Origin of the sequence: Pseudomonas khavaziana, from assembly GCF_019145205.1 — a bacterium.
In the GTDB taxonomy this organism is placed as follows: Bacteria; Pseudomonadota; Gammaproteobacteria; order Pseudomonadales; family Pseudomonadaceae; genus Aquipseudomonas; species Aquipseudomonas khavaziana.
In genome coordinates, this window is record NZ_JAHSTT010000009.1 from 170,872 (window position 1) to 191,800 (window position 20,929).

The window sequence follows — 20,929 nt, forward strand, 5'->3', positions numbered from 1 at the left end:
ACTGCTATCGGGGGCAAGCCCTAATGCCAGTCAGTTAAGCGGTCATCGCCTTCTGTAGGAGCGAGCTTGACGCGAAAAACGTCACCGATAACGCGTCTTTGCTGAATGAGCGCGGCGCCTGTAAGTTTTTCGCGAGCAAGCTCGCTCCTACAAAAAAGCCTTAACTGACTAGCATTAGGGCAAGCCCCCTCCCACATTTGAACATCATCAGCCTTTAGATCAGCTCTCGGGCCAGATAGGGCGCGGTGCGGCTGCTCTTGCTCTTGGCGACCTTCTGCGGCGCGCCACACGCCACTACCTTCCCGCCCAAGTCCCCTGCCCCCGGGCCAATATCGATCACCCAGTCACTCTGGGCCACTACGCGCATTTCATGCTCCACTACAACCACCGTATGCCCCGCGGCCACCAGCTGATTCAACTGGATGAGCAAGCGGTCGACATCCTTGGGGTGCAGCCCGGTTGTGGGCTCGTCGAGCACATACAACGTAGCGCCGCGGGCATTGCGTTGCAGCTCGGTGGCGAGCTTGATGCGTTGCGCCTCACCACCGGACAATTCGGTGGCCGGCTGGCCGAGGCGCAGGTAACCCAGGCCGATATCGCGCAGCACTTGCAATGAACGCAACACCCCAGGCTGTTCGGCAAACACTTCTACTGCCTGCTCCACGGTCAATCCCAATACCTGGGCGATGTTCAAGCCCTGCCATTTGATCGCCAGGGTGTCGGGGTTATAGCGTGCACCGTGGCAGGTCGGACATGGCGCGTACACGCTGGGCATGAACAACAGTTCAACGCTGACAAAACCTTCACCTTCGCAGTTCGGGCAACGCCCCTTGGCGACGTTGAAGGAGAATTGCCCGGCGTCGTAACCGCGCTTCTTGGCCGCTGGCGTGGCAGCGAAGAGTTTGCGCACATTGTCGAACAGCCCGGTGTAGGTCGCCAGGTTGGAACGCGGCGTGCGGCCGATGGGTTTCTGGTCCACCTGTACCAGGCGGCGGATGTGTTCCAGCCCGGCGCTGATATGCCCGCCACTGGCTTGCGGTGCGGCGTCTTCCAGGTTCGGCTCGTCGTCGTTTTCCAGCACACGGCCCAGGCCGGTGCCCACCAGTTCCAGCAGTGCCTGGCTGACCAGGCTGGATTTACCCGAGCCGGAAATACCGGTTACTGCTGTAAAGCAGCCCAGCGGGAAATCCACTTTCAGATCGCTCAGGTTATTGCGCGTCACGCCTTCCAGCTTCAGCCAGGCACTAGGTTCACGGCGCAGCGGATTCGAGGGGCGCTGTTCGGCGAACAGGTATTCGCGGGTCTGCGATGCCTCGACCTGCGCCAACCCCGCAGGCGGGCCGCTGTACAGCACTTGACCGCCATGTTCACCGGCGGCGGGGCCGACGTCGATCAGCCAGTCGGCGCGGCGCATGGTTTCCAGGTCATGTTCCACCACAAACAGCGAATTGCCCGCGGCTTTCAAGCGCTTAAGCGCGGTGAACAGCGCTTCGCCATCCGCCGGGTGCAGGCCTGCCGAGGGTTCATCCAGCACATAGATGACACCGAACAACTGCGAGCCCAATTGGGTCGCCAGCCGCAAACGCTGCAGCTCCCCGGACGACAAGGTCGGCGTGCTGCGCTCCAGGGACAGATAACCCAGGCCCAGGTCGATCAGGGTACTGACCCGCTCGAGCAGGTCCTGGGCGATGCGCTGGGCCGCCAGGCGTTTTTCCACCGACAGCTTCATCTTGTCCTGCCCCGCCGCTACCGGGCGCAGCAATTCGGCCAGTTGCGCCAGGGACAGTTGCGACAACTCACCGATATCCACCCCGGCAAACTTCACTGACAGTGCGGCTTGAGTGAGGCGTTTACCGTTGCACAACGGGCAGGCACTGCCCTGCATGAACTGCGACACGCGCTTTTTCATCAGCGCGCTCTGGGTATGAGCGAAGGTGTGCAGGATATAGCGCCGCGCGCCGCTGAACGTACCCTGGTAACTGGGCTCGAGCTTGCGCTTCAACGCATCGCGGGTCTGCTCTGGGGTGAAACCGGCGTACACCGGCACGGTCGGGGTTTCTTCGGTAAACAGGATCCAGTCGCGTTGTTTTTTCGGCAGCTCGCGCCACGGGATATCCACGTTGTAGCCCAGGGTCACAAGGATGTCGCGCAGGTTCTGGCCCTGCCACGCCAACGGCCAGGCCGCCACTGCACGCTGGCGGATGGTCAGGGACGGGTCGGGCACCATCAGCGCCTCGGTCACTTCATACACCCGGCCCAGGCCATGGCAGTGCGGGCACGCGCCCTGGGGCAGGTTTGGCGAAAAGTCCTCGGCATACAGCATGGCCTGCCCCGGCGGGTAACTGCCGGCGCGGGAATAGAGCATGCGGATCAAGCTCGACAAGGTGGTGACGCTGCCCACCGAAGAGCGCGCACTCGGCGTGCCGCGTTGCTGTTGCAGGGCCACGGCTGGCGGCAAACCTTCGATACTGTCCACATCCGGCACACCAACCTGGTCGATCAAGCGTCGCGCATAAGGCGCCACCGATTCAAAATAGCGGCGCTGGGCCTCGGCATACAAGGTAGAAAACGCCAGGGACGACTTGCCGGAGCCGGACACGCCAGTAAATACCACCAGGGCATCCCGGGGTATGTCCACATCAACGTTACGCAAATTATGTTCGCGGGCGCCACGCACCCGCACGAAGCCCGACGGCTGGGCGGTGATCGGTGGGATGTTGCGCTGTGAAGTCATGGGCAACCTTGTCTTGCGTTAAGCACCGTGCGCACGCGCTGCGTCAGGGCATCGGGGCTGTAGGGTTTGCTCAGCAGATGGATATCGGCGCTGAGCAGATGATTGGACGACAGAATGTCGCGGGTATGGCCGGAGGTGAACAACACCGCCACCGGCGGGTGCTGCGCCCGGGCCCAGTCAGCCAGGTCGGTACTCTTGACCCGGCCGGGCATGACCACATCGGTGAAGATCAGGTCGGGCGCCAAGCCATTGTGCAACGCTTGCATGGCGTGATCGCCATCCTCGGCGGTAAGTACGGTGTAGCCCGACTGCTCCAGCAACTCGACCACGGTCAGGCGCACACCCTCATTGTCCTCGACCACCAGGATGGTTTCCTGGCCGCCGCCCTGCAGGTCCAGCTCACTCTGGGCGTCGAGGCATTCGGGTTCCAGGCTGTGGGGAAAATACATCTGCACCACCGAGCCCTTGCCCTCCTCGCTCCACATGTCCACATGCCCGCCACTCTGGCGCACAAAGCCGAACACCATGCTCAGCCCCAGGCCGGTGCCCTGGCCTTCACGCTTGGTGGTAAAGAAGGGTTCGAACGCGCGCTTGAGGGTCGTCTCGGACATGCCCACCCCGGTGTCGGCCACCGCCAGGCGCACGTACTCGCCGGGCTTGATGCTTTTACCGATGCAATCGCCGGGGTTGAGGATGATGTTTTCCCCGGTGATACGAATCACGCCTTCGCCCTGCATGGCATCGCGGGCGTTGATCGCCAGGTTGAGCAGCGCGTTTTCCAACTGGTTACGGTCGACGTTGATGCACCAGGAATCCTGGGGCAACTGCACATCGATATGGATGGTTTCCCCCAACGCCCTTTGCAGCAGCTCGCCCAGGCCGGCGTAGATGCGTTGCGGGTTGTACACCGCCGGCGACAAGGGTTGGCGCCGGGCAAACGCCAACAGTTGCGAGGACAGCTTGGCGCCACGTTCCACCGCGGCAATCGCGGCGTTGACGCGACGTTGCACCTGGGGGTTGTCCGGCTCATGGCGGGCGAGCAAATGCAGGTTGCCGGCGATCACTTGCAGCAGGTTATTGAAGTCATGGGCCACGCCACCGGTGAGGCCGCCAATTGCCTCCAGCTTTTGCGACTGGCGCAACTGGTCTTCGGCAGAGGAGCGCGCTTGCACTTCGGCGGCCACCCGCTGTTCAAGGTTGTGGGTGAGTTCCTGGCGCACGTGTTCGGACTTCACCAGTTCGGTGGTCTCGACCACGATCGCCAGTACCCCGGCCGGTTTCTGGTCGTCGCCGGCAACCGGGCTGTAATAGAGGTCCAGCCACACGGTTTCCGGCTTGCCGTTACGCGACAGCACCAGGTCCTTGTTATTGAAAGACAGCGTGCCGCCCGCCAGGCAGGTATCCACCACATGGCGGTTGAACTCGGCCACTTCCGGCCATCCCAGTTCCACCGGTGTGCCAAGCAGGTAAGGATGACGACCACCGGCAAAGGCCGAATAGCTGTCGTTGTAGATCATGTAGCCGGCGCGCCCCCACAGCATCACCATCGGCACCGGCGAAGCCAGCATCATCTGTACGGTACAGGCCAGGCTGGTGGACCAGGAGCCAATGGGGCCAAGGTCGGTGGTCGACCAGTCAAACGCGCGAATACGCTGGGCCATTTCGCCGGCCCAGCCTTCACAGCCGTGAGGGTTGGATAAAAATGGCATGGTTCAACTCTGCGCAAAAAGGACAATCGCAACTTTTGGAGCGCACCGGCGCGAGATGGTTTCATCTTGGATGAATTAGCGTGAGGGCACAAACCAGCGGGCTCAATGAAAATCCCGGCTGCGCACAGTGATCCCTGCCAGCAGCGGTGTCAGGTCGGTCAGGCGCCCGGCGATCAAGTGCCGCACCTCGCCTACCGCCTCCCAGCGGCCGTCCACCTTGAGCAACCGTGAGCCCACCAGCGCCTGGCGTTGGCGCTCGGCCAGGTCACGCCAGACCACCACGTTGAGGTTGCCGAATTCATCTTCCAGGGTGACAAAGGTCACGCCACTGGCCGTACCGGGGCGCTGGCGACCGGTGACCAGCCCGGCAATACTGACGTTGCGCCCATGCTCCACCGCCAGCAGCTCCTGGGAACTGCGGCAACGTCGCTTGCGCAACTCGCTGCGCAGCAGGGCCAAGGGATGCGGGCCAAGGGTCGTGCCCAGCGTGGCGTAATCGGCCTGCAAGTCCTCACCTAAGCTGGGCGCGGGTAACGCCACCACCGCTTCCTCGGGACTCGGCAGCCCGGCAAACAATCCAAGCTGCTGGTGCACGCCGGCCACATCCCAGCGCGCCTGATGCCGGTTGCCGGCCAGGGCGCGCAAGGCACCGGCATCCGCCAGCAGCGCCTGGGCCCGGGCATCCAGGCCGGCGCGTGCATCCAGATCGGCGATGTCGCTGAAGCATTGCCGCTGGCGGACGGCTTCGATACGCCGTGCGTCTTCCTCTCGAAACCCCGAGATCATGCGTAAGCCCAGGCGTATCGCCGGTTGCTGGCCGTCGATGGATTCCAGGCTGCAATCCCAGGCGCTGGACTGTACATCTACCGGGCGGATCTGCAAGCGATGGCGCCGGGCATCCTGCAGGATCTGGTCCGGGCTGTAGAAGCCCATGGGCCAGCTGTTGATCAGGGCACAGGCGAAGGCTGCCGGTTCATGACACTTGAGCCAGCAACTGGCGTAGGTCAACAAGGCGAAACTGGCCGCGTGGGACTCAGGGAAGCCATAGCTGCCAAAGCCCTTGATCTGCTCGAAAATCTGCGCGGCAAAGGCTTCGGTGTAGCCGTTCTTGAGCATACCGTCGCGCAGGCGTTGCTGGTGCGGCTCCAGCCCGCCATGACGTTTCCAGGCAGCCATGGAACGACGCAACTGGTCAGCCTCACCGGGGCTGTAATCGGCGGCGACCATGGCGATCTGCATCACCTGTTCCTGGAACAACGGGATACCCAGGGTCCGCTCCAGCACCGCTTTAAGTGCGGGCGAGGGATAGGTCGTGGGCTCTTCGTTGTTCCGCCGGCGCAAATACGGATGCACCATGCCGCCCTGGATCGGCCCGGGCCGCACAATGGCGACTTCGATCACCAGGTCATAGAACGTCTGCGGCTTGAGCCTGGGCAACATCGACATCTGCGCCCGCGATTCAATCTGGAACACACCGATGGTATCGGCCTTGCTGATCATCGCGTAGGTCGCCGGGTCTTCCTTGGGAATGCTTGCCAGGCTCAAGTCTTGATTGCGATGACGGCGCAGCAGGTCGAAACAACGGCGGATCGCGCTGAGCATGCCCAGGGCGAGGATATCCACCTTGAGCAGGCCCACTGCGTCGAGGTCGTCCTTGTCCCACTGGATGATGGTGCGCTCGGCCATGGCGGCGTTTTCCACCGGCACCAGGGTATCCAGTGGGTATTCGGAAATCACGAAACCGCCGGGGTGCTGGGACAGGTGCCGGGGAAAGCCGATCAATTGCTGGGTCAGCGTCAGCACACGGCGCAACAGTGGGCTGTCCGGGTCGAAGCCGCTTTCACGCAGGCGCTCCAGGGGCGGCGCGTCGTCACTCCAGCGCCCGCAGCAGTCAGCCAGCGCATTGATCTGGTCTGGCGGCAACCCCAGGGCCTTGGCCACATCCCGCACCGCGCCGGTCGCGTGGTAGCTGCTGACCACCGCCGTCAACGCCGCGCGGTTGCGGCCATAGCGCTGGAAGACGTATTGCAGCACTTCTTCGCGGCGTTCGTGTTCGAAGTCGACGTCGATATCCGGCGGCTCGTTGCGCTCCTTGGACAGGAAGCGCTCGAACAACAGGCTGGTCAGGCTCGGGTTGATCTCGGTGATGCCCAGGGCAAAGCACACCGCCGAATTGGCCGCCGAGCCTCGGCCCTGGCACAGGATCGAACGGCTGCGGGCAAAGCGCACAATATCGTGCACCGTGAGGAAATAGCTTTCGTAGCCCAGCTCGCTGATCAGCTTCAACTCTTTATCGATCTGTTCCAGGGTCTTGGCATCGACGCCCTTGGGCCAGCGCCGGGCGATGCCTTCTTCGGTGACCGCACGCAGCCAGGAGGCGGCGTCATGGCCGCTGGGCACCAGCTCCCGCGGATAGTGGTAACGCAGCTGGCTCAGGTCGAACGTGCAACGCCGGGCGATCGCCAGGGTTTCGTCCAGCAGTGCTTGCGGGTAAAGCCCGGCCAGGGCATCCAGGCTACGCAGGTGCCGCTCGCCATTGGGGTGCAACAGCGTGCCGGCGTCGGCTACCGTTACGTGGTGGCGGATGGCGGTCATGGTGTCTTGCAGGGCGCGACGCCCGCGAGCATGCATATGCACATCGCCGCAGGCCACGGCAGGGATGTGCAGGCTGGCGGCCAATTGCAGGCGCTGCTCCAGATGGCGTTCGTCGTCCTGGTTGCAATGCAGTTGCACCGCCAGCCACAGGCGCTCGGCGAAGGTATGGCGCAGCCATTGGATCGAGGCCTGGGTGTCCTCGTCCTGTGCCACCCACAGCGCCAGCAGGCCGGGCAGCGGTTGCTCGAAATCTTCCTGCAGCAGGCGATAACGGCCTTTTTCGGCGCGACGCCGGGCCAGGGTGATCAACCGGCACAGGTGCTGATAGCCGCTGAGGTCCTCCACCAGCAGCACCAGTTTCAGGCCGTTTTCCAGGCGCATCTCGCTGCCGATAATCAGCGGCAAGTCCACGGCCTTTGCCGCTTGCCAGGCTCTTACAATGCCCGACAGTGTGCATTCGTCGGTGATCGCCAAAGCGCTGTAGCCTTGGGCTTTGGCCCGCTCGAACAGTTCCAGGGCGCTGGAGGCACCGCGTTGGAAGCTGAAGTTGGACAGGCAGTGCAGCTCGGCGTAACTCATGCGCTACTTACTCCTGTAGGAGCGAGCTTGCTCGCGAAAAACGTGAAGCCGCCGCGTTCCTTCAGGATGCCAGCGTCATCGTTGATGGCCTTCGCGAGCAAGCTCGCTCCTACAGAAGCCGACCTGTGAAGGCTCATGCGAACCAGCCTTGCAGCCACAATCCATCGCTGTTCCCGACGTTGCGGTAGGCCCAGCCTTGCTGGCCGGCGCGGGTCTGGATCAGGTAGTAGTCGCGGCGCACATCGGCGCCATCCCACCAGCCGGTTTCGATGCGCTCAGGGCCCATCAGGATGCGCACGCCCTGCTCGCTCAGCAAGGTCGGTTCGTTCAGCAACCAGCCGGGCCGCCGGACCTTGCTCAAGTTCGGACATGGTCGGCTGTCGGTCGCCGCTTGCCAGGCACATTCGGGGCGGTGATCGGCGTGGAAACGCAGGCCCTGCACGGCGTCATCCCCCAGGCGCGCACGCAGGCGTTCGCGCAATTGTTCCCACGGCAGGGTTTGTTGCGGGCGGTCGTCGAACAGGTCCTGGCGCTGCGGCACGAACACCGGCAGGTCCTCGGCCACCAGGCGCAAGCCGCGCACCGGCGAGGTGACCTGGACCTGCTCCAGGCGTCCGCGGGCCAGTTCGAACAGCATCAAGGGCTCGCGTTCGGCGCTGAGCAGGCCAACCTTGATCACACTGTCGGGTGCCTGGGCATGTTCCAGATGCAGGTCGAAGCGCTGCACGCCACTGTCGCGCCCGCAAAGGAAGGCCGACAAGTCGCCGGTCAAGCGGCGCAAGGGAAACAGCAGGGCCTGGTGGGATTGCACATCGAAGTTCAACTCGATGCGCGCATTGAACTGATCCGGGGGCTGATAGAACTCCAGGGCCAACGGCCGTTGCCCGCTCAAGGCGTCAAGGTGCTTGAGCAGGCTGGCGTCAAAGCGCCGCGCCAGAGTGTGCCGGGGCAGTGCCTGCACCTGGGCCAGGGTGCGCAGGCCCATGCGTGACAAGGCCGTGGCGGCCTGGGATTCAAGACCGGCACGGTCGATGGGCAGCAGCGCCAGGGCCTGCATCAAGGCGTTGTCATCGGCGACGGCCAGGCCATCGTAAAGGTTCGCCAACACCCTTGCCGCCGCAGGATTGGGCGCAGCGACGATGCGGTGACGAAAGCCAAGCTCGGCCAACTCCTTGCGCAAACGCGCCTCGAACTGCGGCCAGGGCCCGAACAGGCCCAGGCTCGACTCGATCTCGAACAACAAGGCCCGTGGGTAATACAGGCTGACCTGGGAGCTGAAACGGTAGGCCCAGGCGGCGAGCAACTGCTGCAGGCGCTCGATCTCCAGGGGATCGTATTCGACGCAGGCAAAGCTTTTGGCCAGGGCATGGGCCGCCGTCAAGGATTGGCCGGGGCGCAGGCCCAGTGCGCGGGCGGCGGCATTGACGGTTTGCAGCACCCGCCGCTGCGGAGTGCCGGCCAGCAGTGCCAGCGGCTGGTCGGGCTCGGGATGCACACGCTGGGCCCCGTCCAGCGCCAATTGCGGGAAGACAATACACACCCAACGCATGGCAACCTCAATGCCCCGCCAGGGCAATCGGCGCCGGGTGGGCCAGCCCGCCCCGGCATTTGAGCACCCGCACTTGCGCGGGCCTGGCCTCGACCGCCAGGCGCAATGCCGCGGGCGATGCATTGACCGCTTCACTCAAGGAGCGCCAGGCAAACGCCAGGGTCTGGCCGGTTTCCGCCGCCACCTGCAAACGCCGCAAGGCCCGGTCATCGGCCTTGCGCGGCCAGCACAACACCGCACCGCAACTGCCAGAGCGCAGGCACTGCTCCACCGCCCACAGCGCGTCGCGCTCCTCGGCCTGGATGATGCAAAGCTTGCGCACATCCACCCCGGCGTTCTGCCAGGCGTGGGGGTACGGCGTATAGGGCGGCGCCACCAGCACAATGCGCTCGCCCAGGGTCGACAAGCGTGCCAGGGTCGGCAGTACCAACTGCAACTCGCCCACACCGTCCTTGGACATGAGGATTTCACTCAAGGCCGCTTCTGGCCAGCCGCCACTGGGCAGCACCGCATCCAGCGCCGCCAGCCCCGTAGGGTGCACGCTGGCCGGTGGCGCGGCGGGCCGGCCCTTCCAGACTCGCCCGCCATTGAACAGCGAGTCCAGGGCAACCACGGCGCCCATCAGCCTTGCCTCACCAGGCCGCAGAACACCCCTTCGATGGCCAGGTCCTGGTCGGGACCAACCACGATGGGTTGATACGAAGGATTGCGTGGCAACAGGCGAACCCGGTCGCCGCTGCGCTCGAACCGCTTGATGGTGACTTCACCGTCCAGGCGCGCCACCACAATCTGCCCGTTCAAGGCTTCGACGCTGCGGAGCACGCCCACCAGGTCGCCGTCGAGAATGCCGTCTTCGATCATCGAATCGCCCTGCACCCGCAGCAGGTAATCGGGGGTTTTCGCGAAGGTGGCTGGGTCCAGTTGCAAGCGGCTGTGCACTTCGGCATCGGCGCCAATGGGCCGGCCTGCGGCCACTCGCCCCAGCACCGGCACATCCAGCCACTCGGGACGCGCGGGTTGATTGAGCAGACGAATACCACGGGCCTGGTTGGGGTTGACCTCGATAAAGCCAGCGTCGGTCAGGGCCACCACATGCTTGCGGGCGACGCTGGGCGAGGCAAAGCCGAACGCCTCGGCGATCTCGGCGAGGCTGGGGGGCTGGCCTTGTTGCGCGATGCGGTCGCGGATAAAGGTCAGGATGGCGGTACGGCGGGGGGTCAGGGTCGTCATGGAGTACATTTGTACTCCTTTGGGAAATTTCTGACAATTGCCGTCAGTCGGGGGTGAGGTTAACTAGGTGGGTGCGCGACTCTGAATCTGGGATGGGGGCTTGATTTCATGACGGTCTGATTGGCTGCACTCGGTAAAAAATGTGGGAGGGGGCTTGCTCCCGATGGCGGTGGGTCAGTCCCAGATGCGTTGCCTGATACTCCCTCATCGGGAGCAAGCCCCCTCCCACATTGGATCGCGGGCGCATCAGTGGGATCATCGGCGGCTGTCAGGCCGCTGCGGGAGCAAGCTCCCTCACCAGCCTTCTTTCAGCATCCGCAATTCAAGATGCTGCAACAACATGATCGTCTTGCCATCCACAATATCCCCACTTTGCACCCTCTCCAATGCCTGCTCGAAACCCAGTTCGAGCACCTCGATATCCTCGCCCTCCTCCGCCAGGCCACCGCCGTCCCCTACCCGATCGCCTGGTTGGTATTCACCGATAAAAAAGTGAATCCGCTCAGTCACCGAGCCCGGACTCATGAACGCCGCGTAGATTTTCTCCACATGCCCCACGCGATACCCGGTCTCTTCCTCGGCTTCCAGGCGGATGCGTTCTTCGGGGCTGGCGTTGTCGAGCAAGCCGGCCGCCGCTTCGATCAGGTAGCCGGGGTAGTCGTTGACGAAGGTGGGCATGCGGAACTGGCGGATCAACAGCACCGTGCGTTGCCCGCGGTTGTACAGCAGGATCGTCGCGCCGTTGCCGCGGTCGTACACCTCGCGGGTCTGGGCTTGCCAGCTGCCATCCCGGCGACGCAGGTCGAAGCTGTATTTTTTCAAGAGGTACCAGCTGTCCGAGAGGGTTTCTTCGGCGGTGATGCGAACGGGGCTGTTGTCCATAGTGGGCCTATGCAGGTGGGAACAGGTTCAGTGGCGATGGCTGCCGTTGAGCCGACCACCCTAACAACCTGCGCCTGGATTGTTCAATGCTGTAACACTTTGCTCTGTTACAACCGTCGCATTAATGCCTGCGCGCCCGGGCCATCTGGTAAAACCCGTGCTTCGCTTTTGTCCTGGAGCTTTCATGTCTTCTCGCTTTATCGCCCGCCTGGGTCTGCGCTGGCTGCCCTTGTTGTGCATGGCTGCGTTGATCGTCGGCCTGCCCGTCGGCTGCGCCGTGCTGCAACATAAGGAACGCGAGCTGGTGTTTCGCATCGAACCGGGGACTGCCGGCTGGTACACCGGCCTGCCCAAGGCGGTGCAGGAGTTCGAACTCAGGCCTGCCAGTTTCAAATCGGGACAGAACATCCATGGCTGGTGGTACCCGGCTGCGAACAAGGATGCGCCGGCCATCCTCTACCTGCACGGGGTGCGCTGGAATCTCACAGGCCAGCTGTTTCGCATCGAACAATTGCATGCCCTGGGCTTCTCGGTATTGGCCATCGACTATCGCGGCTTTGGTCAAAGCCTTGGCGACCTGCCTTCGGAAACCACGGTGTACGAGGATGCACGCATCGCCTGGGAGCGCTTCCAAACCCTGCAACCGGACCCCGGCAAACGCCTGATATACGGGCATTCCCTGGGTGGCGCGGTGGCCATCGACCTGGCTGCCGAACTGGGCAAGCAGGCGCCGCTGCCGGTACGCGGGCTGGTGATCGAGTCCACCTTCACCTCCCTGGCGGATGTGGCCACAGCCGTCAGCAACACCTCGTTGCCGGTGCGCTGGTTGCTGTCACAGAAGTTCGACTCCATCGACAAGATTGCCGACATCCACATGCCGTTGTTGGTGGTTCATGGCCTCGACGACCGTTACGTGCCACCGCGTTTCAGCCAACAATTGTTTGAAGCCGCCCAGGAGCCCAAGCATCTGTTGCTGGTACCGGGCGCCAGCCATAACAACAGCATGAGCCTGGCCGGGCGCAGTTATGGCCAAGCACTGGACAGACTGATGCGCACCAAGATGCCCGACCCGGTGGTGAGTCACTCCACAGCGCGCGACAACGCGTCATAAACAGGCTTTTCGGCACTGGGTTCGCGCTTGGCTGTCAAGCGCAAACCCTGCCCATACTGGCCCGCAACAGAAGTTGATCAAATAATGACCTGCATTGAAATCGCCAATGCTGCCGGGTCTTCGTAAAGTTATCCACAGAGATACCCACGGTTTTCGTGGACAACTCTTTTTATATTTTTACGGTTTTTTTGCTCAGGCAACACATTCAGGAAAGCTCCCGGGCAGCAAAATCTCGCGGTTCACGTCACGTATATCGTTATAGCCACACAGCGCCATCGACACGTCCAACTCTCGGGCAATGATATCCAGCGCCTTGGTCACGCCCGCCTCACCCATCGCTCCCAGGCCATACAAGTGCGGGCGACCGATCATGGTGCCCTTGGCCCCCAGGGCGATGGCCTTGAGTACGTCCTGGCCGGAGCGAATGCCACCGTCGAGCCACACCTCAATGCGCTTGCCCACGGCCTCGACAATCGCCGGCAGTTGGCTGATGCTCGACGGCGCGCCATCCAGCTGACGACCGCCGTGGTTGCTTACCACCAGCGCATCGGCGCCGGAATCTGCCGCCAGCCGCGCATCCTCCACATCGAGGATGCCCTTGATGATCAGCTTGCCGCCCCAGCATTTCTTGATCCATGCCACATCGTCCCAACTCAGGCGCGGGTCGAATTGCTGGGCGGTCCAGGATGACAGCGAACTCATGTCGGCCACGCCCTTCACATGCCCGACGATATTGCCGAAACCACGGCGCTGGGTGCCGAGCATGCCCATCACCCAGCGCGGCTTGGTCATCATGTTGAGGATATTCGGCAGGGTCAGCTTGGGCGGTGCCGACAGGCCATTGATCAAGTCCTTGTGGCGTTGCCCGAGGATTTGCAGATCAAGGGTCAGCACCAGCGCATCCACCCCCGCGGCCTTGGCGCGCTCGATCAAGCGCTCGATAAACCCGCGGTCGCGCATCACATACAGCTGGAACCAGAACGGCTGGCCAACATGCTCGGCAATGTCTTCCAGGGAGCAGATGCTCATGGTCGACAAGGTATAGCGCAGCCCGAATGCGGCAGCGGCACGGGCGGTGAGGATCTCGCCATCGGCATGCTGCATGCCCGCCAGGCCGGTGGGCGCCAGGGCCACGGGCATGGCCATGTCCTGGCCGATCATCGTGGCGCGGATCGAGCGTTCATCGATATTACGCGCCACCCTTTGGCGGAATTGGATGCGCGCAAAATCACGCTCATTGGCGCGATAGGTGCTCTCAGTCCAGGAACCGGAATCAGCGTAGTCGTAGAACATCCGTGGCACACGTTTCTGCGCCAGCTTGCGTAAGTCTTCGATGGTTGTGATCAACGACATCGGGTCACCTCTCCCTGAACTGAGGGAAGAGATTAACCGGCGATCGGCTGCGCAGCCAACCACTGGCTCGCAACCAAGGTTTTATTGGCTAAGAGGTGCCGCGTGCGACATAGCCAGATGTTCGCTGTTCACCATCAAAAGAGCGTCCATCACCGCATGGCCGCTGGCCGTGTTATCGAAGATGCACCAAGTGGGAACACCCGCCGCAGCCGACGACTCCAGCAACCGCGCATAGGCCTGCACACGCTGCGGGCCGTAGGCGCTGTGATAAATGCGCGGCGAGCCGTGCAAGCGCCAATACTGCACGCCTTGCCAGCCGGCGCCCGGGTCGATCACGGCCGGGTCGGCGTTTACCCGGCCTATCTGCATGTCCAGCAACATGGCCTCGGCATCGAGCCAACTGGGGTGACGCGGCTCCAGCACCACGGCGCCGGCAAAACGCTGGCGCAGTGCAATGAAAAAACCTGTGGCCAACGCCGGTTCATAGCGCAACGAAGGCGGCAGCTGTACCAGCAGGCAACCCAACTTCTGCTCCAGGTGCAGGCACTGTTCAAGAAATTCATCCAGCGCGGTAACGCACCCTTGCAAGCGCAGTTCATGGGTGATGCGCTTGGGCACCTTGACCGAAAAACGAAATGCCGATGGCACCGATTGCGCCCAGCGTGCATAGGTCTTGGGCAGATGCGCACGGTAAAACGAACTGTTGATTTCCACCGCGTTGAAGCGCGAGGCATAGCGCTGCAGGTGAGTGCCCTCTTCGACAAACGCCGCCCAGTGCTCGCGCGGCAGATTCCACCCTGCACATCCCACATACACAGGTGCCGTCAAAACAGCACCTTGGCTGCATCGCGCATGAAAATCTCGATGGTCTTGGGCCCGACCCCGTCAAACTCGCCGAGGCGCTGTTCGAAAGCGTGACGATCCTCGCTGGCGTGTTTGATCTGGGTGATCTTGCCGGCGTACTCGGCATTCAATTTGGCACTCAGGTCCAGCAGGCGCTGGGCGGTGGTTTCGTCGTAACGTACGTAGTGGGCACGTCCCAACATCGAAACCAGTTCACGGGAGGTGCAATGCTGCAGCTTGCGCGGCGTATCGCGGCCCTCTTGCTCGACGATGACCTTGTAAGCCTGGGCAGCGATGGGCGCCTGAATGCGTTTGCCCATCAAGAAACTGGCGACAAACCATTTGAACAGGCTGTTGTCATCGTCGGGTTTGAGCTCGATGCCCAACTCAGACGCACTGATCGCACGCGCCATGTTCAATGCCCCTTGCGGAGCGTCTCATTGATCGCATCTGTCTGACGCTCAATGTCCTTGATCGACGTCGGCGTCACGAGCTTATCGATGGTTTCGGTCTTTGGGTTCGGCCGCTCCAGCGTCTGCCCCTTGGTGCCGTCAGCCTTACCCTTTTGCGCGTCTTCAGAGCTGATGGGTTCAGGGGTTTTGTCAGCGTTCTTGTGTTCGCTCACCGTTCAATCTCCTGGTCATTACGGTCGTCCAGACATTGGCGACCCTATGCAGCAGAGCCCGACGAAATTCGATAGTTCAAGGAAATTGCCCTCGTCACCGCTGGCGAAAAAACGCAAAAAAAATTTAAACCTTTTGCGCGGCCGCCGGCTCAACACTCAGGTAACGACATCACGTCATCCATAAGGAGATTCACCATGACTAGCAAGCTGATGAAACAGATGGGCCTGACTTTCGCACTGGCTGCGGGTTCGATTTCCGTTGCCATGGCGGCGACCTCCAATGACTTCGTCGACAAGGCTGCGCAGAGTGGTATCACCGAAGTCGAGGCCGGCAAACTGGCCCTGCAAAAAAGCAGTTCGGCTGACGTGAAGACCTTCGCCCAGCACATGGTCGACGACCACACCAAGGCCAACCAGGAACTGATGGCACTGGCCAAGAAACATGATCTTGAAGTACCGGATGATGCCGCGCTCATGGACAAGGCCAAGAAAGCCATTCTCGAGATGCGCGACGAATCCTTCGACAAGGCCTATGCCAACAACCAGGTCAACGCCCATGAAGAAGCCGTCGAGCTGTTCAAGAAAGAATCGACTTCCTCGGACAACGCCGAGCTGAAGGCTTTTGCCAGCGAGAAGCTGCCGACCCTGGAAAAACACCTGAAAATGGCCAAGGAGCTGCAAAGCAAATACGCCAAGTAATTCACTCACCCACACAGGAGATATCCGCTCATGAGTGCACAACTCAACGGTAAGAAAATCCTGATCATCACCTCCAATACCGGTATCGAGCGCGACGAGCTGCTCAAACCCCTGGAAGCCCTGCGGGGCTATGGCGCCACCGTGACCCACGCATCCAGCAAAGGCGGTACCACCCAGACCTTTGTCGGCGATACCGAAAAGGACGGCACCGTGGAGTCCGACGTGCAACTGTCGGATGTGGTCAGCGGCAACTTCGATGCGCTGGTCATCCCAGGCGGCACGGTGAATGCCGATACCTTGCGCCAGGATGCCGCAGCGCTGCGCCTGATCAAGGACTTCGCCGAAGCCGGCAAAACCATCGCGGCCATTTGCCACGGGCCATGGGCGCTGATCGATGCCGGCGTGGTCAAGGGCAAGACCCTGACTTCCTATAAAAGCGTGCGCATCGACCTTGAAAACGCAGGTGCCGCAGGCGTGGTCGATGCCGAGGTCAAGGAGTGCAAGGCCAACGGCTGGACCTTGATCACCTCACGTACGCCGGACGACTTGCCGGCGTTCAACGAGGCGATTGCCAAGGCTGTCGCCGGCTGATCACCAGATAAAAATCTCCAGGACGCTGGAGATGAAAATGTGGGAGGGGGCTTGCTCCCGATAGCAGTGGTTCAGCTAGCCTATTTTTCGCTGCCCCATTGCTATCGGGAGCAAGCCCCCTCCCACATTGACCTGCGCTGCTTTGAGCATTTCGTTCGCTTAACTGGCCGGCATCAGGGCAAGCCCCTCCCACATTTGGCCCTGGGCAGCATTGTGCAATCCTGCGGGAGCCCGACCATGCAAGCTGCACGAAAGCCAAGCCTTGCTTAACTTATATCTAGTTGATTTTAAACATAAATATTTCGAAGAGAAAGTTGGTACGCCTGATGCAATAGCCTGACTACGAGGCGTGCATTTCGACACGCCCGTCCACTACCGTGAGGTTCTACATGAATGCCATCGACCTTCTCAAAGCCGACCACGAACGCGTGAAGACCCTGCTGACCCAACTGAGCGAATCCACCGAGCGCGGGGTTAAAAAACGTACCGAGTTGCTGGCCAAGCTCGAGATGGAAATCACCCTGCATACCCAGCTTGAGGAAGAAATCCTCTACCCCGCTTTCCGCAAAGCCGGCGGCAAGGAGCAGGACATCATGTACCACGAAGCCAAGGAAGAGCACCGCACCGTCGACTCGCTGGTGCTGCCCGACCTGAAGCAGACCGACCCATCATCCACCGAGTTTTCCGGGCGGGTCAAAGTGGTCAAAGAGTTGCTTGAGCACCACATCGAAGAGGAAGAAACCGAGATGTTTCCCCAGGCCAGGAAATTGCTCGGCAAGGCGGTGCTTGACGAACTGGGCGCTGAAATGGAAGCGATGAAAGCGGCGTATAAAAAGGCCCACGCCAGTAAACCGTTGGCCGCCTGAGGTCCAAGGCAAAGTGCCAATCCATGGCGGCAAAAGTAATCAGAGGCCTGCGGCCCACTAACTCTGCGCGCTGTGGTTTTTCTACCGCTATCACAACAATGCCCCGTATCTAGCGATACGGGGCATTGTTAAACATGGGATGTAGCCACCCTGCACCTCAGTCTTTACGCGCTGAGGCCATCTCGCGCTTGGGTCCGAACAGCGCCCACACAATCAAGCCCAGCAACGGCACGAAGATCAGGATCACCAGCCACAGCCCCTTGCTCTCCCAGCCACCGGTGCTGCGCAATACGACGTTGATTGCCCACAGTTCCGCCAGCAGCAGAATCACCGCCAATACGATCCAGATATAGTCTACTTGCATGAATCACCTCCTGAGGTCTATGTATTAGGTCAAGTATCTGGCCTCAGGGTTCCATCCGATTTCAACGACCCTGCCTTCTCCCAGGGTTGATTACACCCTCATGTCGATGCTCACGGCAGCGGGAAGTTGCGGTAACTCTGTGAGCAAGGGTCAATGCCGGAACCGGGACCAGCCGTGCTCAGAGCCCTCCGGGTTTGCCAAGCATGCGCCGCAACACTCGGGAATCCCCCCGTAGGGAGTGCAGGATCACGGCGCCGATATGACCGACAATCAACACCAGCATCGCCCATCCCAGTTCGCTATGAAAATCTCGGCCCAGGTCGATCATCCACTGTATTTTCTCACCCTCCAGGCCTGACATGATCGTCAGGCCAAACGCCGAGAATTCGCGCCCGGAACCGTACTGGCGCAGCAACCCGATAGCGGGAATCAGGAACATCAATACATACAGCGCACCATGCCCGAAAGACGCCAGGCTGTTCACGCTCGGCGGACGGTTATGGCGGTGCAGCAGATTCCAGCCGGCCCGCAGTATCAGCAGCACCAGCAATAGCAGACCCGCAGGCTTGTGGTAGGGCCATAGCAGTTTGTCCAGTGTGGAGTCGGACGCCAGGTAATGGGTCACTGCAGTGCAATAGCTCCAGGTGAAGAGCAAGGCCATCAACCAATGTAGCGTTCGGCTGACAGCATCGTAGTGAGCATCAGGGGAATGGGGAGTCTCGAAAGTATTCTTCATCGCGGCCTCTTTTTTTTGATATCGAAGATGAACATCGCATTCCTGCCGGTAAAAAAACACCGATCCCACGGGAAGTAGGAAAAATCAGGGGATTCCTACAATTTTATGAAATACCGCCCGGGCGACGCCATTACCCACGTCGCGCGGTGCCTCAAGGCACGGGCAACCAACCACCGAAACGCGCCTGGCGGGTCAACGGACACCAGGCAAAGTCCCCTGCCGGGTCTGGCAACGCCTGGCGTTCGGCGCCCAGTGATGCTGCGCCCTTCCAATCGAAAACCCTTGTCCCTTGCCAGGCCAGCACCACGCCCTGGGCCTGGCTTTGATCGGTATTGACCCAACACGCCGCCGAGGCCGTCATAAAGGCTTCGATGGGCTCGTCGCCGATCTGCGCACGGTAAGCCGAGCCCAGTAGCCAGCGACACACGTTCAGGTGATAGGTCCAATCCAGCGCTGGCCGATTACGATAGGCCCAGGTCATGAAACTGCGGAACAGGTTCAGCCCCTCCGGTGGGTCAAGCTTGAGCAGTGCCGGGCAGATATCAAACAACGTGTGCCAATGGGGCAACAGGCGTGCATCCAGGTGCACGAAACAGCGGGAGTTACTCGGGTAATCGGGCAGCACCAGCTCCGCGCGCAGGCGGCGAGATGCCTTGCTGACCAGGCGGTTGGCGCCTGCAGGCAATTGATGATTCATGGGTCGCACTCACAGTCGTGACGATAGAACGTCCCCCTGGTCACAGGGGGCCCAAGGCACACGTCAGAAGTCTGGGGAAGCGCGGGGGTTGGCCGAGGGCCAGGAGTAACGCGGTGGCGCCTTATTGCGCCGCTCATGGGCAGGACGCGGGGTTTGCGCCAGGCCCAACAGCCAGGCCAGGCCGATCAGGAAGACGATGGCGACGGTAACGGCGCTGCACACCGGGCAGGCAAAGTAGTTCGAGATGTTGCTGGAATTCGGGTTAGCCAACCCTTTATCGGAAATCGGCGGCTGGCCGCCGTCCGCTGAACAGAACAGGCCACCGATGCCATTGAGTTGCTGGCCCATCATCTGGCCATGCCCTAAACCGCAGGCGAACAGGTTCATCAGCACGCAAAAGTACAGGGCCCAGGCGATCAGCGAACGGTCACAGTGGCGCAATTTCATGGCGGCGACTCTACCACCGAAGCCGCAAAAGGATGAAATACGGCGCGCCCCTGTGGCAGAACGTCGCAGATTACGCCGGCCAGCCAGGGTTGCTAGACTGTGGGCCCTCCTCGTTTCTACGTTTCAAAGCCTGGCTTTCAAAGCCTGATGTGTAGATCCAGAGCAATGCAGGCGTTTCACAGGATGCACAGTTAATGAGTACGTTATTCACCCGCCGCAAAGTGCTGACCGGCATGGGCCTGTTGGGCCTGGGCAGCCTGCTGGGCGGCTGTGACTACAGCCCCAAGCTGAATTTCAAATACGGCAAGGACCTCAGTGACAAGATCATGGGCCGCACCTTCAAGCTCAAGAACACCGACGGCGAAACCGTCACCCTGAGTTCGTACCGTGGCCTGATGCCGGTGGTGTTCTTCGGCTTCACCCAGTGCCCCGCGGTCTGCCCCACCACCCTGGCCCGCGCCGCCCAGGCCAAGAAGCTGATGGGCCGCGACGGTGAGATCATGCAGGTGGTGTTCATCACCCTGGACCCCGAGCGCGACACCCCTGAAATCCTCGACAAGTACGTCAAGGCCTTCGACCCCAGCTTCGAAGCGCTCTACGGCACCCCGGAAGAAATCGCCGTGGCCGCGAAGGAGTTCGGGATCTTTTATGAAAAGATCCCTGCCGGCGACACCTACACCCTATCCCACACCGCCACCAGTTTCGTGTTCGACACCCGTGGCAACCTGCGCCTTGGCTTGCAGGCATCCCTTACCGCTCAAGAGTGCGCAGAAGACCTGCTCACCGTCATGGAGGTCTGCTAATGACTGCCGTTCAACACCTCAAGCGCCTGACACTCGGCCTCACCCTGCTGGGCCTCGCCGCCCACGCCAGCGCCCAGGTGCTGGTCACCGACGCCTGGGTGCGCGCCTCCGTGCCGGGCCAGCCGTCCAGCGGCGCGTTCATGACCGTCACCGCCGACAGCGACAGCCGGCTGCTCAGCGTGGCCTCGCCGGTGGCCAAGGACGTGCAGATCCATGAAATGAGCATGAAGGACGACGTGATGCGCATGGGTCCGGTGGACTCGGTGGCCCTGCCTGCTGGCAAAGCCGTCAAGCTCGACCCGAACGGCTACCACGTGATGCTGATGGGCCTGACCGGCCAGATCAAGGAAGGCGACCAGGTGCCGCTGACCCTCACGGTGCAGGATGCCAAGGGTGAAAAGCAGACGGTTGAAGTAAAGGCTGCCGCCCGTGGCCTGGATGGCATGGACCATAGCAAGATGGACCATAGCAAGATGCATTGATTGGGCTGCGGGAAAGGGCCCTCTGTAGGAGCGA

The 20,929-nt window shown here is 61.6% G+C and carries 21 protein-coding genes; 6 read left to right on the forward strand and 15 right to left on the reverse strand.

The window, feature by feature from the left end:
• Window positions 1-214: 214 nt before the first annotated feature.
• The 7 genes from uvrA to KVH01_RS21385 form a co-directional block, all read right to left on the reverse strand.
• Complete coding sequence (gene uvrA / locus KVH01_RS21355; RefSeq protein ID WP_217882801.1) at window positions 215-2,734, reverse strand: excinuclease ABC subunit UvrA; 2,520 nt, start codon at window positions 2,732-2,734, stop codon at window positions 215-217.
• Window positions 2,731-4,443, reverse strand: a complete 1,713-nt coding sequence (locus tag KVH01_RS21360) for an ATP-binding protein (protein WP_217882802.1) — start codon at window positions 4,441-4,443, stop codon at window positions 2,731-2,733. Before KVH01_RS21360 ends, uvrA begins: the two co-directional genes overlap by 4 nt.
• A gap of 102 nt (window positions 4,444-4,545) precedes the next feature.
• Window positions 4,546-7,617, reverse strand: coding sequence for an error-prone DNA polymerase (locus tag KVH01_RS21365; protein ID WP_217882803.1), 3,072 nt, complete (start codon window positions 7,615-7,617; stop codon window positions 4,546-4,548).
• 133 nt (window positions 7,618-7,750) lie between these two features.
• Complete coding sequence (locus KVH01_RS21370; protein WP_217882804.1) at window positions 7,751-9,166, reverse strand: Y-family DNA polymerase; 1,416 nt, start codon at window positions 9,164-9,166, stop codon at window positions 7,751-7,753.
• 7 nt (window positions 9,167-9,173) lie between these two features.
• On the reverse strand, window positions 9,174-9,788 hold the full coding sequence (gene imuA / locus KVH01_RS21375) for a translesion DNA synthesis-associated protein ImuA (RefSeq protein WP_217882805.1): 615 nt from the start codon (window positions 9,786-9,788) through the stop codon (window positions 9,174-9,176).
• On the reverse strand, window positions 9,788-10,405 hold the full coding sequence (gene lexA, locus KVH01_RS21380) for a transcriptional repressor LexA (protein WP_217882806.1): 618 nt from the start codon (window positions 10,403-10,405) through the stop codon (window positions 9,788-9,790). The genes imuA and lexA overlap by 1 nt, the downstream gene beginning before the upstream one ends.
• A 285-nt stretch (window positions 10,406-10,690) precedes the next feature.
• Window positions 10,691-11,278, reverse strand: a complete 588-nt coding sequence (locus tag KVH01_RS21385; RefSeq protein ID WP_043050421.1) for an NUDIX domain-containing protein — start codon at window positions 11,276-11,278, stop codon at window positions 10,691-10,693.
• Between the two features lie 184 nt (window positions 11,279-11,462).
• Between KVH01_RS21385 and KVH01_RS21390 the strand changes: the two genes are divergently transcribed.
• Window positions 11,463-12,389: an alpha/beta hydrolase gene (locus KVH01_RS21390; protein WP_043050420.1), complete on the forward strand. Its 927-nt coding sequence runs from the start codon at window positions 11,463-11,465 to the stop codon at window positions 12,387-12,389.
• A 192-nt stretch (window positions 12,390-12,581) separates the two neighbouring features.
• Here KVH01_RS21390 and KVH01_RS21395 read toward each other — a convergent pair whose 3' ends face one another.
• The 4 genes from KVH01_RS21395 to KVH01_RS21410 all read right to left on the reverse strand — a co-directional run bounded on the left by KVH01_RS21395 (window position 12,582) and on the right by KVH01_RS21410 (window position 15,210).
• Entirely contained in the window at window positions 12,582-13,742 is a 1,161-nt protein-coding gene (locus KVH01_RS21395; protein ID WP_056846234.1) for an alpha-hydroxy acid oxidase, read from the reverse strand.
• Between the two features lie 81 nt (window positions 13,743-13,823).
• Entirely contained in the window at window positions 13,824-14,570 is a 747-nt protein-coding gene (locus KVH01_RS21400; protein WP_225924308.1) for a DUF72 domain-containing protein, read from the reverse strand.
• Window positions 14,567-14,998: a DNA methylase gene (locus tag KVH01_RS21405; RefSeq protein WP_217882807.1), complete on the reverse strand. Its 432-nt coding sequence runs from the start codon at window positions 14,996-14,998 to the stop codon at window positions 14,567-14,569. The genes KVH01_RS21400 and KVH01_RS21405 overlap by 4 nt, the downstream gene beginning before the upstream one ends.
• A gap of 2 nt (window positions 14,999-15,000) precedes the next feature.
• Entirely contained in the window at window positions 15,001-15,210 is a 210-nt protein-coding gene (locus KVH01_RS21410; protein ID WP_217882808.1) for a hypothetical protein, read from the reverse strand.
• Between the two features lie 195 nt (window positions 15,211-15,405).
• Between KVH01_RS21410 and KVH01_RS21415 the strand changes: the two genes are divergently transcribed.
• The 3 genes from KVH01_RS21415 (at window position 15,406) to KVH01_RS21425 (ending at window position 17,366) form a co-directional block, all read left to right on the forward strand.
• Window positions 15,406-15,909: a DUF4142 domain-containing protein gene (locus tag KVH01_RS21415; RefSeq protein WP_043050416.1), complete on the forward strand. Its 504-nt coding sequence runs from the start codon at window positions 15,406-15,408 to the stop codon at window positions 15,907-15,909.
• 30 nt (window positions 15,910-15,939) lie between these two features.
• A complete protein-coding gene (locus tag KVH01_RS21420) occupies window positions 15,940-16,500 on the forward strand; it encodes a type 1 glutamine amidotransferase domain-containing protein (RefSeq protein ID WP_124378257.1) in 561 nt (186 codons plus the stop codon).
• Between the two features lie 389 nt (window positions 16,501-16,889).
• Window positions 16,890-17,366, forward strand: a complete 477-nt coding sequence (locus tag KVH01_RS21425) for a hemerythrin domain-containing protein (protein WP_043050414.1) — start codon at window positions 16,890-16,892, stop codon at window positions 17,364-17,366.
• A gap of 157 nt (window positions 17,367-17,523) precedes the next feature.
• Here KVH01_RS21425 and KVH01_RS21430 read toward each other — a convergent pair whose 3' ends face one another.
• The 4 genes from KVH01_RS21430 to KVH01_RS21445 form a co-directional block, all read right to left on the reverse strand.
• Window positions 17,524-17,730 carry a hypothetical protein gene (locus KVH01_RS21430; protein WP_043050413.1) on the reverse strand — a complete coding sequence of 69 codons (207 nt, stop codon included), beginning with the start codon at window positions 17,728-17,730 and terminating at the stop codon, window positions 17,524-17,526.
• A gap of 178 nt (window positions 17,731-17,908) precedes the next feature.
• Window positions 17,909-18,466 (reverse strand): cytochrome b, encoded by a 558-nt coding sequence (locus KVH01_RS21435; RefSeq protein ID WP_217882809.1) that lies wholly within the window; start codon window positions 18,464-18,466, stop codon window positions 17,909-17,911.
• Window positions 18,467-18,617: 151 nt separating this feature from the next.
• On the reverse strand, window positions 18,618-19,163 hold the full coding sequence (locus KVH01_RS21440; protein ID WP_217882810.1) for a putative natural product biosynthesis protein: 546 nt from the start codon (window positions 19,161-19,163) through the stop codon (window positions 18,618-18,620).
• Window positions 19,164-19,226: 63 nt separating this feature from the next.
• Complete coding sequence (locus KVH01_RS21445) at window positions 19,227-19,610, reverse strand: DUF2946 domain-containing protein (protein ID WP_217882811.1); 384 nt, start codon at window positions 19,608-19,610, stop codon at window positions 19,227-19,229.
• 194 nt (window positions 19,611-19,804) lie between these two features.
• Here KVH01_RS21445 and KVH01_RS21450 point away from each other — a divergent pair, with 194 nt between their 5' ends.
• Window positions 19,805-20,413, forward strand: coding sequence for an SCO family protein (locus KVH01_RS21450; protein WP_043050409.1), 609 nt, complete (start codon window positions 19,805-19,807; stop codon window positions 20,411-20,413).
• Window positions 20,413-20,895 carry a copper chaperone PCu(A)C gene (locus tag KVH01_RS21455; protein ID WP_217882812.1) on the forward strand — a complete coding sequence of 161 codons (483 nt, stop codon included), beginning with the start codon at window positions 20,413-20,415 and terminating at the stop codon, window positions 20,893-20,895. The genes KVH01_RS21450 and KVH01_RS21455 overlap by 1 nt, the downstream gene beginning before the upstream one ends.
• Window positions 20,896-20,929 lie beyond the last annotated feature (34 nt).

What these genes read in the sequence shown, in the direction of transcription:
- uvrA (WP_217882801.1), bottom strand. Translation starts at nt 2,734, where the DNA reads ATGACTTCACAGCGCAACATCCCACCGATCACCGCCCAGCCGTCGGGC.
- KVH01_RS21360 (WP_217882802.1), bottom strand. Translation starts at nt 4,443, where the DNA reads ATGCCATTTTTATCCAACCCTCACGGCTGTGAAGGCTGGGCCGGCGAA.
- KVH01_RS21365 (WP_217882803.1), bottom strand. Translation starts at nt 7,617, where the DNA reads ATGAGTTACGCCGAGCTGCACTGCCTGTCCAACTTCAGCTTCCAACGC.
- KVH01_RS21370 (WP_217882804.1), bottom strand. Translation starts at nt 9,166, where the DNA reads ATGCGTTGGGTGTGTATTGTCTTCCCGCAATTGGCGCTGGACGGGGCC.
- imuA (WP_217882805.1), bottom strand. Translation starts at nt 9,788, where the DNA reads ATGGGCGCCGTGGTTGCCCTGGACTCGCTGTTCAATGGCGGGCGAGTC.
- lexA (WP_217882806.1), bottom strand. Translation starts at nt 10,405, where the DNA reads ATGTACTCCATGACGACCCTGACCCCCCGCCGTACCGCCATCCTGACC.
- KVH01_RS21385 (WP_043050421.1), bottom strand. Translation starts at nt 11,278, where the DNA reads ATGGACAACAGCCCCGTTCGCATCACCGCCGAAGAAACCCTCTCGGAC.
- KVH01_RS21390 (WP_043050420.1), top strand. Translation starts at nt 11,463, where the DNA reads ATGTCTTCTCGCTTTATCGCCCGCCTGGGTCTGCGCTGGCTGCCCTTG.
- KVH01_RS21395 (WP_056846234.1), bottom strand. Translation starts at nt 13,742, where the DNA reads ATGTCGTTGATCACAACCATCGAAGACTTACGCAAGCTGGCGCAGAAA.
- KVH01_RS21405 (WP_217882807.1), bottom strand. Translation starts at nt 14,998, where the DNA reads ATGGCGCGTGCGATCAGTGCGTCTGAGTTGGGCATCGAGCTCAAACCC.
- KVH01_RS21415 (WP_043050416.1), top strand. Translation starts at nt 15,406, where the DNA reads ATGACTAGCAAGCTGATGAAACAGATGGGCCTGACTTTCGCACTGGCT.
- KVH01_RS21420 (WP_124378257.1), top strand. Translation starts at nt 15,940, where the DNA reads ATGAGTGCACAACTCAACGGTAAGAAAATCCTGATCATCACCTCCAAT.
- KVH01_RS21425 (WP_043050414.1), top strand. Translation starts at nt 16,890, where the DNA reads ATGAATGCCATCGACCTTCTCAAAGCCGACCACGAACGCGTGAAGACC.
- KVH01_RS21430 (WP_043050413.1), bottom strand. Translation starts at nt 17,730, where the DNA reads ATGCAAGTAGACTATATCTGGATCGTATTGGCGGTGATTCTGCTGCTG.
- KVH01_RS21435 (WP_217882809.1), bottom strand. Translation starts at nt 18,466, where the DNA reads ATGAAGAATACTTTCGAGACTCCCCATTCCCCTGATGCTCACTACGAT.
- KVH01_RS21440 (WP_217882810.1), bottom strand. Translation starts at nt 19,163, where the DNA reads ATGAATCATCAATTGCCTGCAGGCGCCAACCGCCTGGTCAGCAAGGCA.
- KVH01_RS21445 (WP_217882811.1), bottom strand. Translation starts at nt 19,610, where the DNA reads ATGAAATTGCGCCACTGTGACCGTTCGCTGATCGCCTGGGCCCTGTAC.
- KVH01_RS21450 (WP_043050409.1), top strand. Translation starts at nt 19,805, where the DNA reads ATGAGTACGTTATTCACCCGCCGCAAAGTGCTGACCGGCATGGGCCTG.
- KVH01_RS21455 (WP_217882812.1), top strand. Translation starts at nt 20,413, where the DNA reads ATGACTGCCGTTCAACACCTCAAGCGCCTGACACTCGGCCTCACCCTG.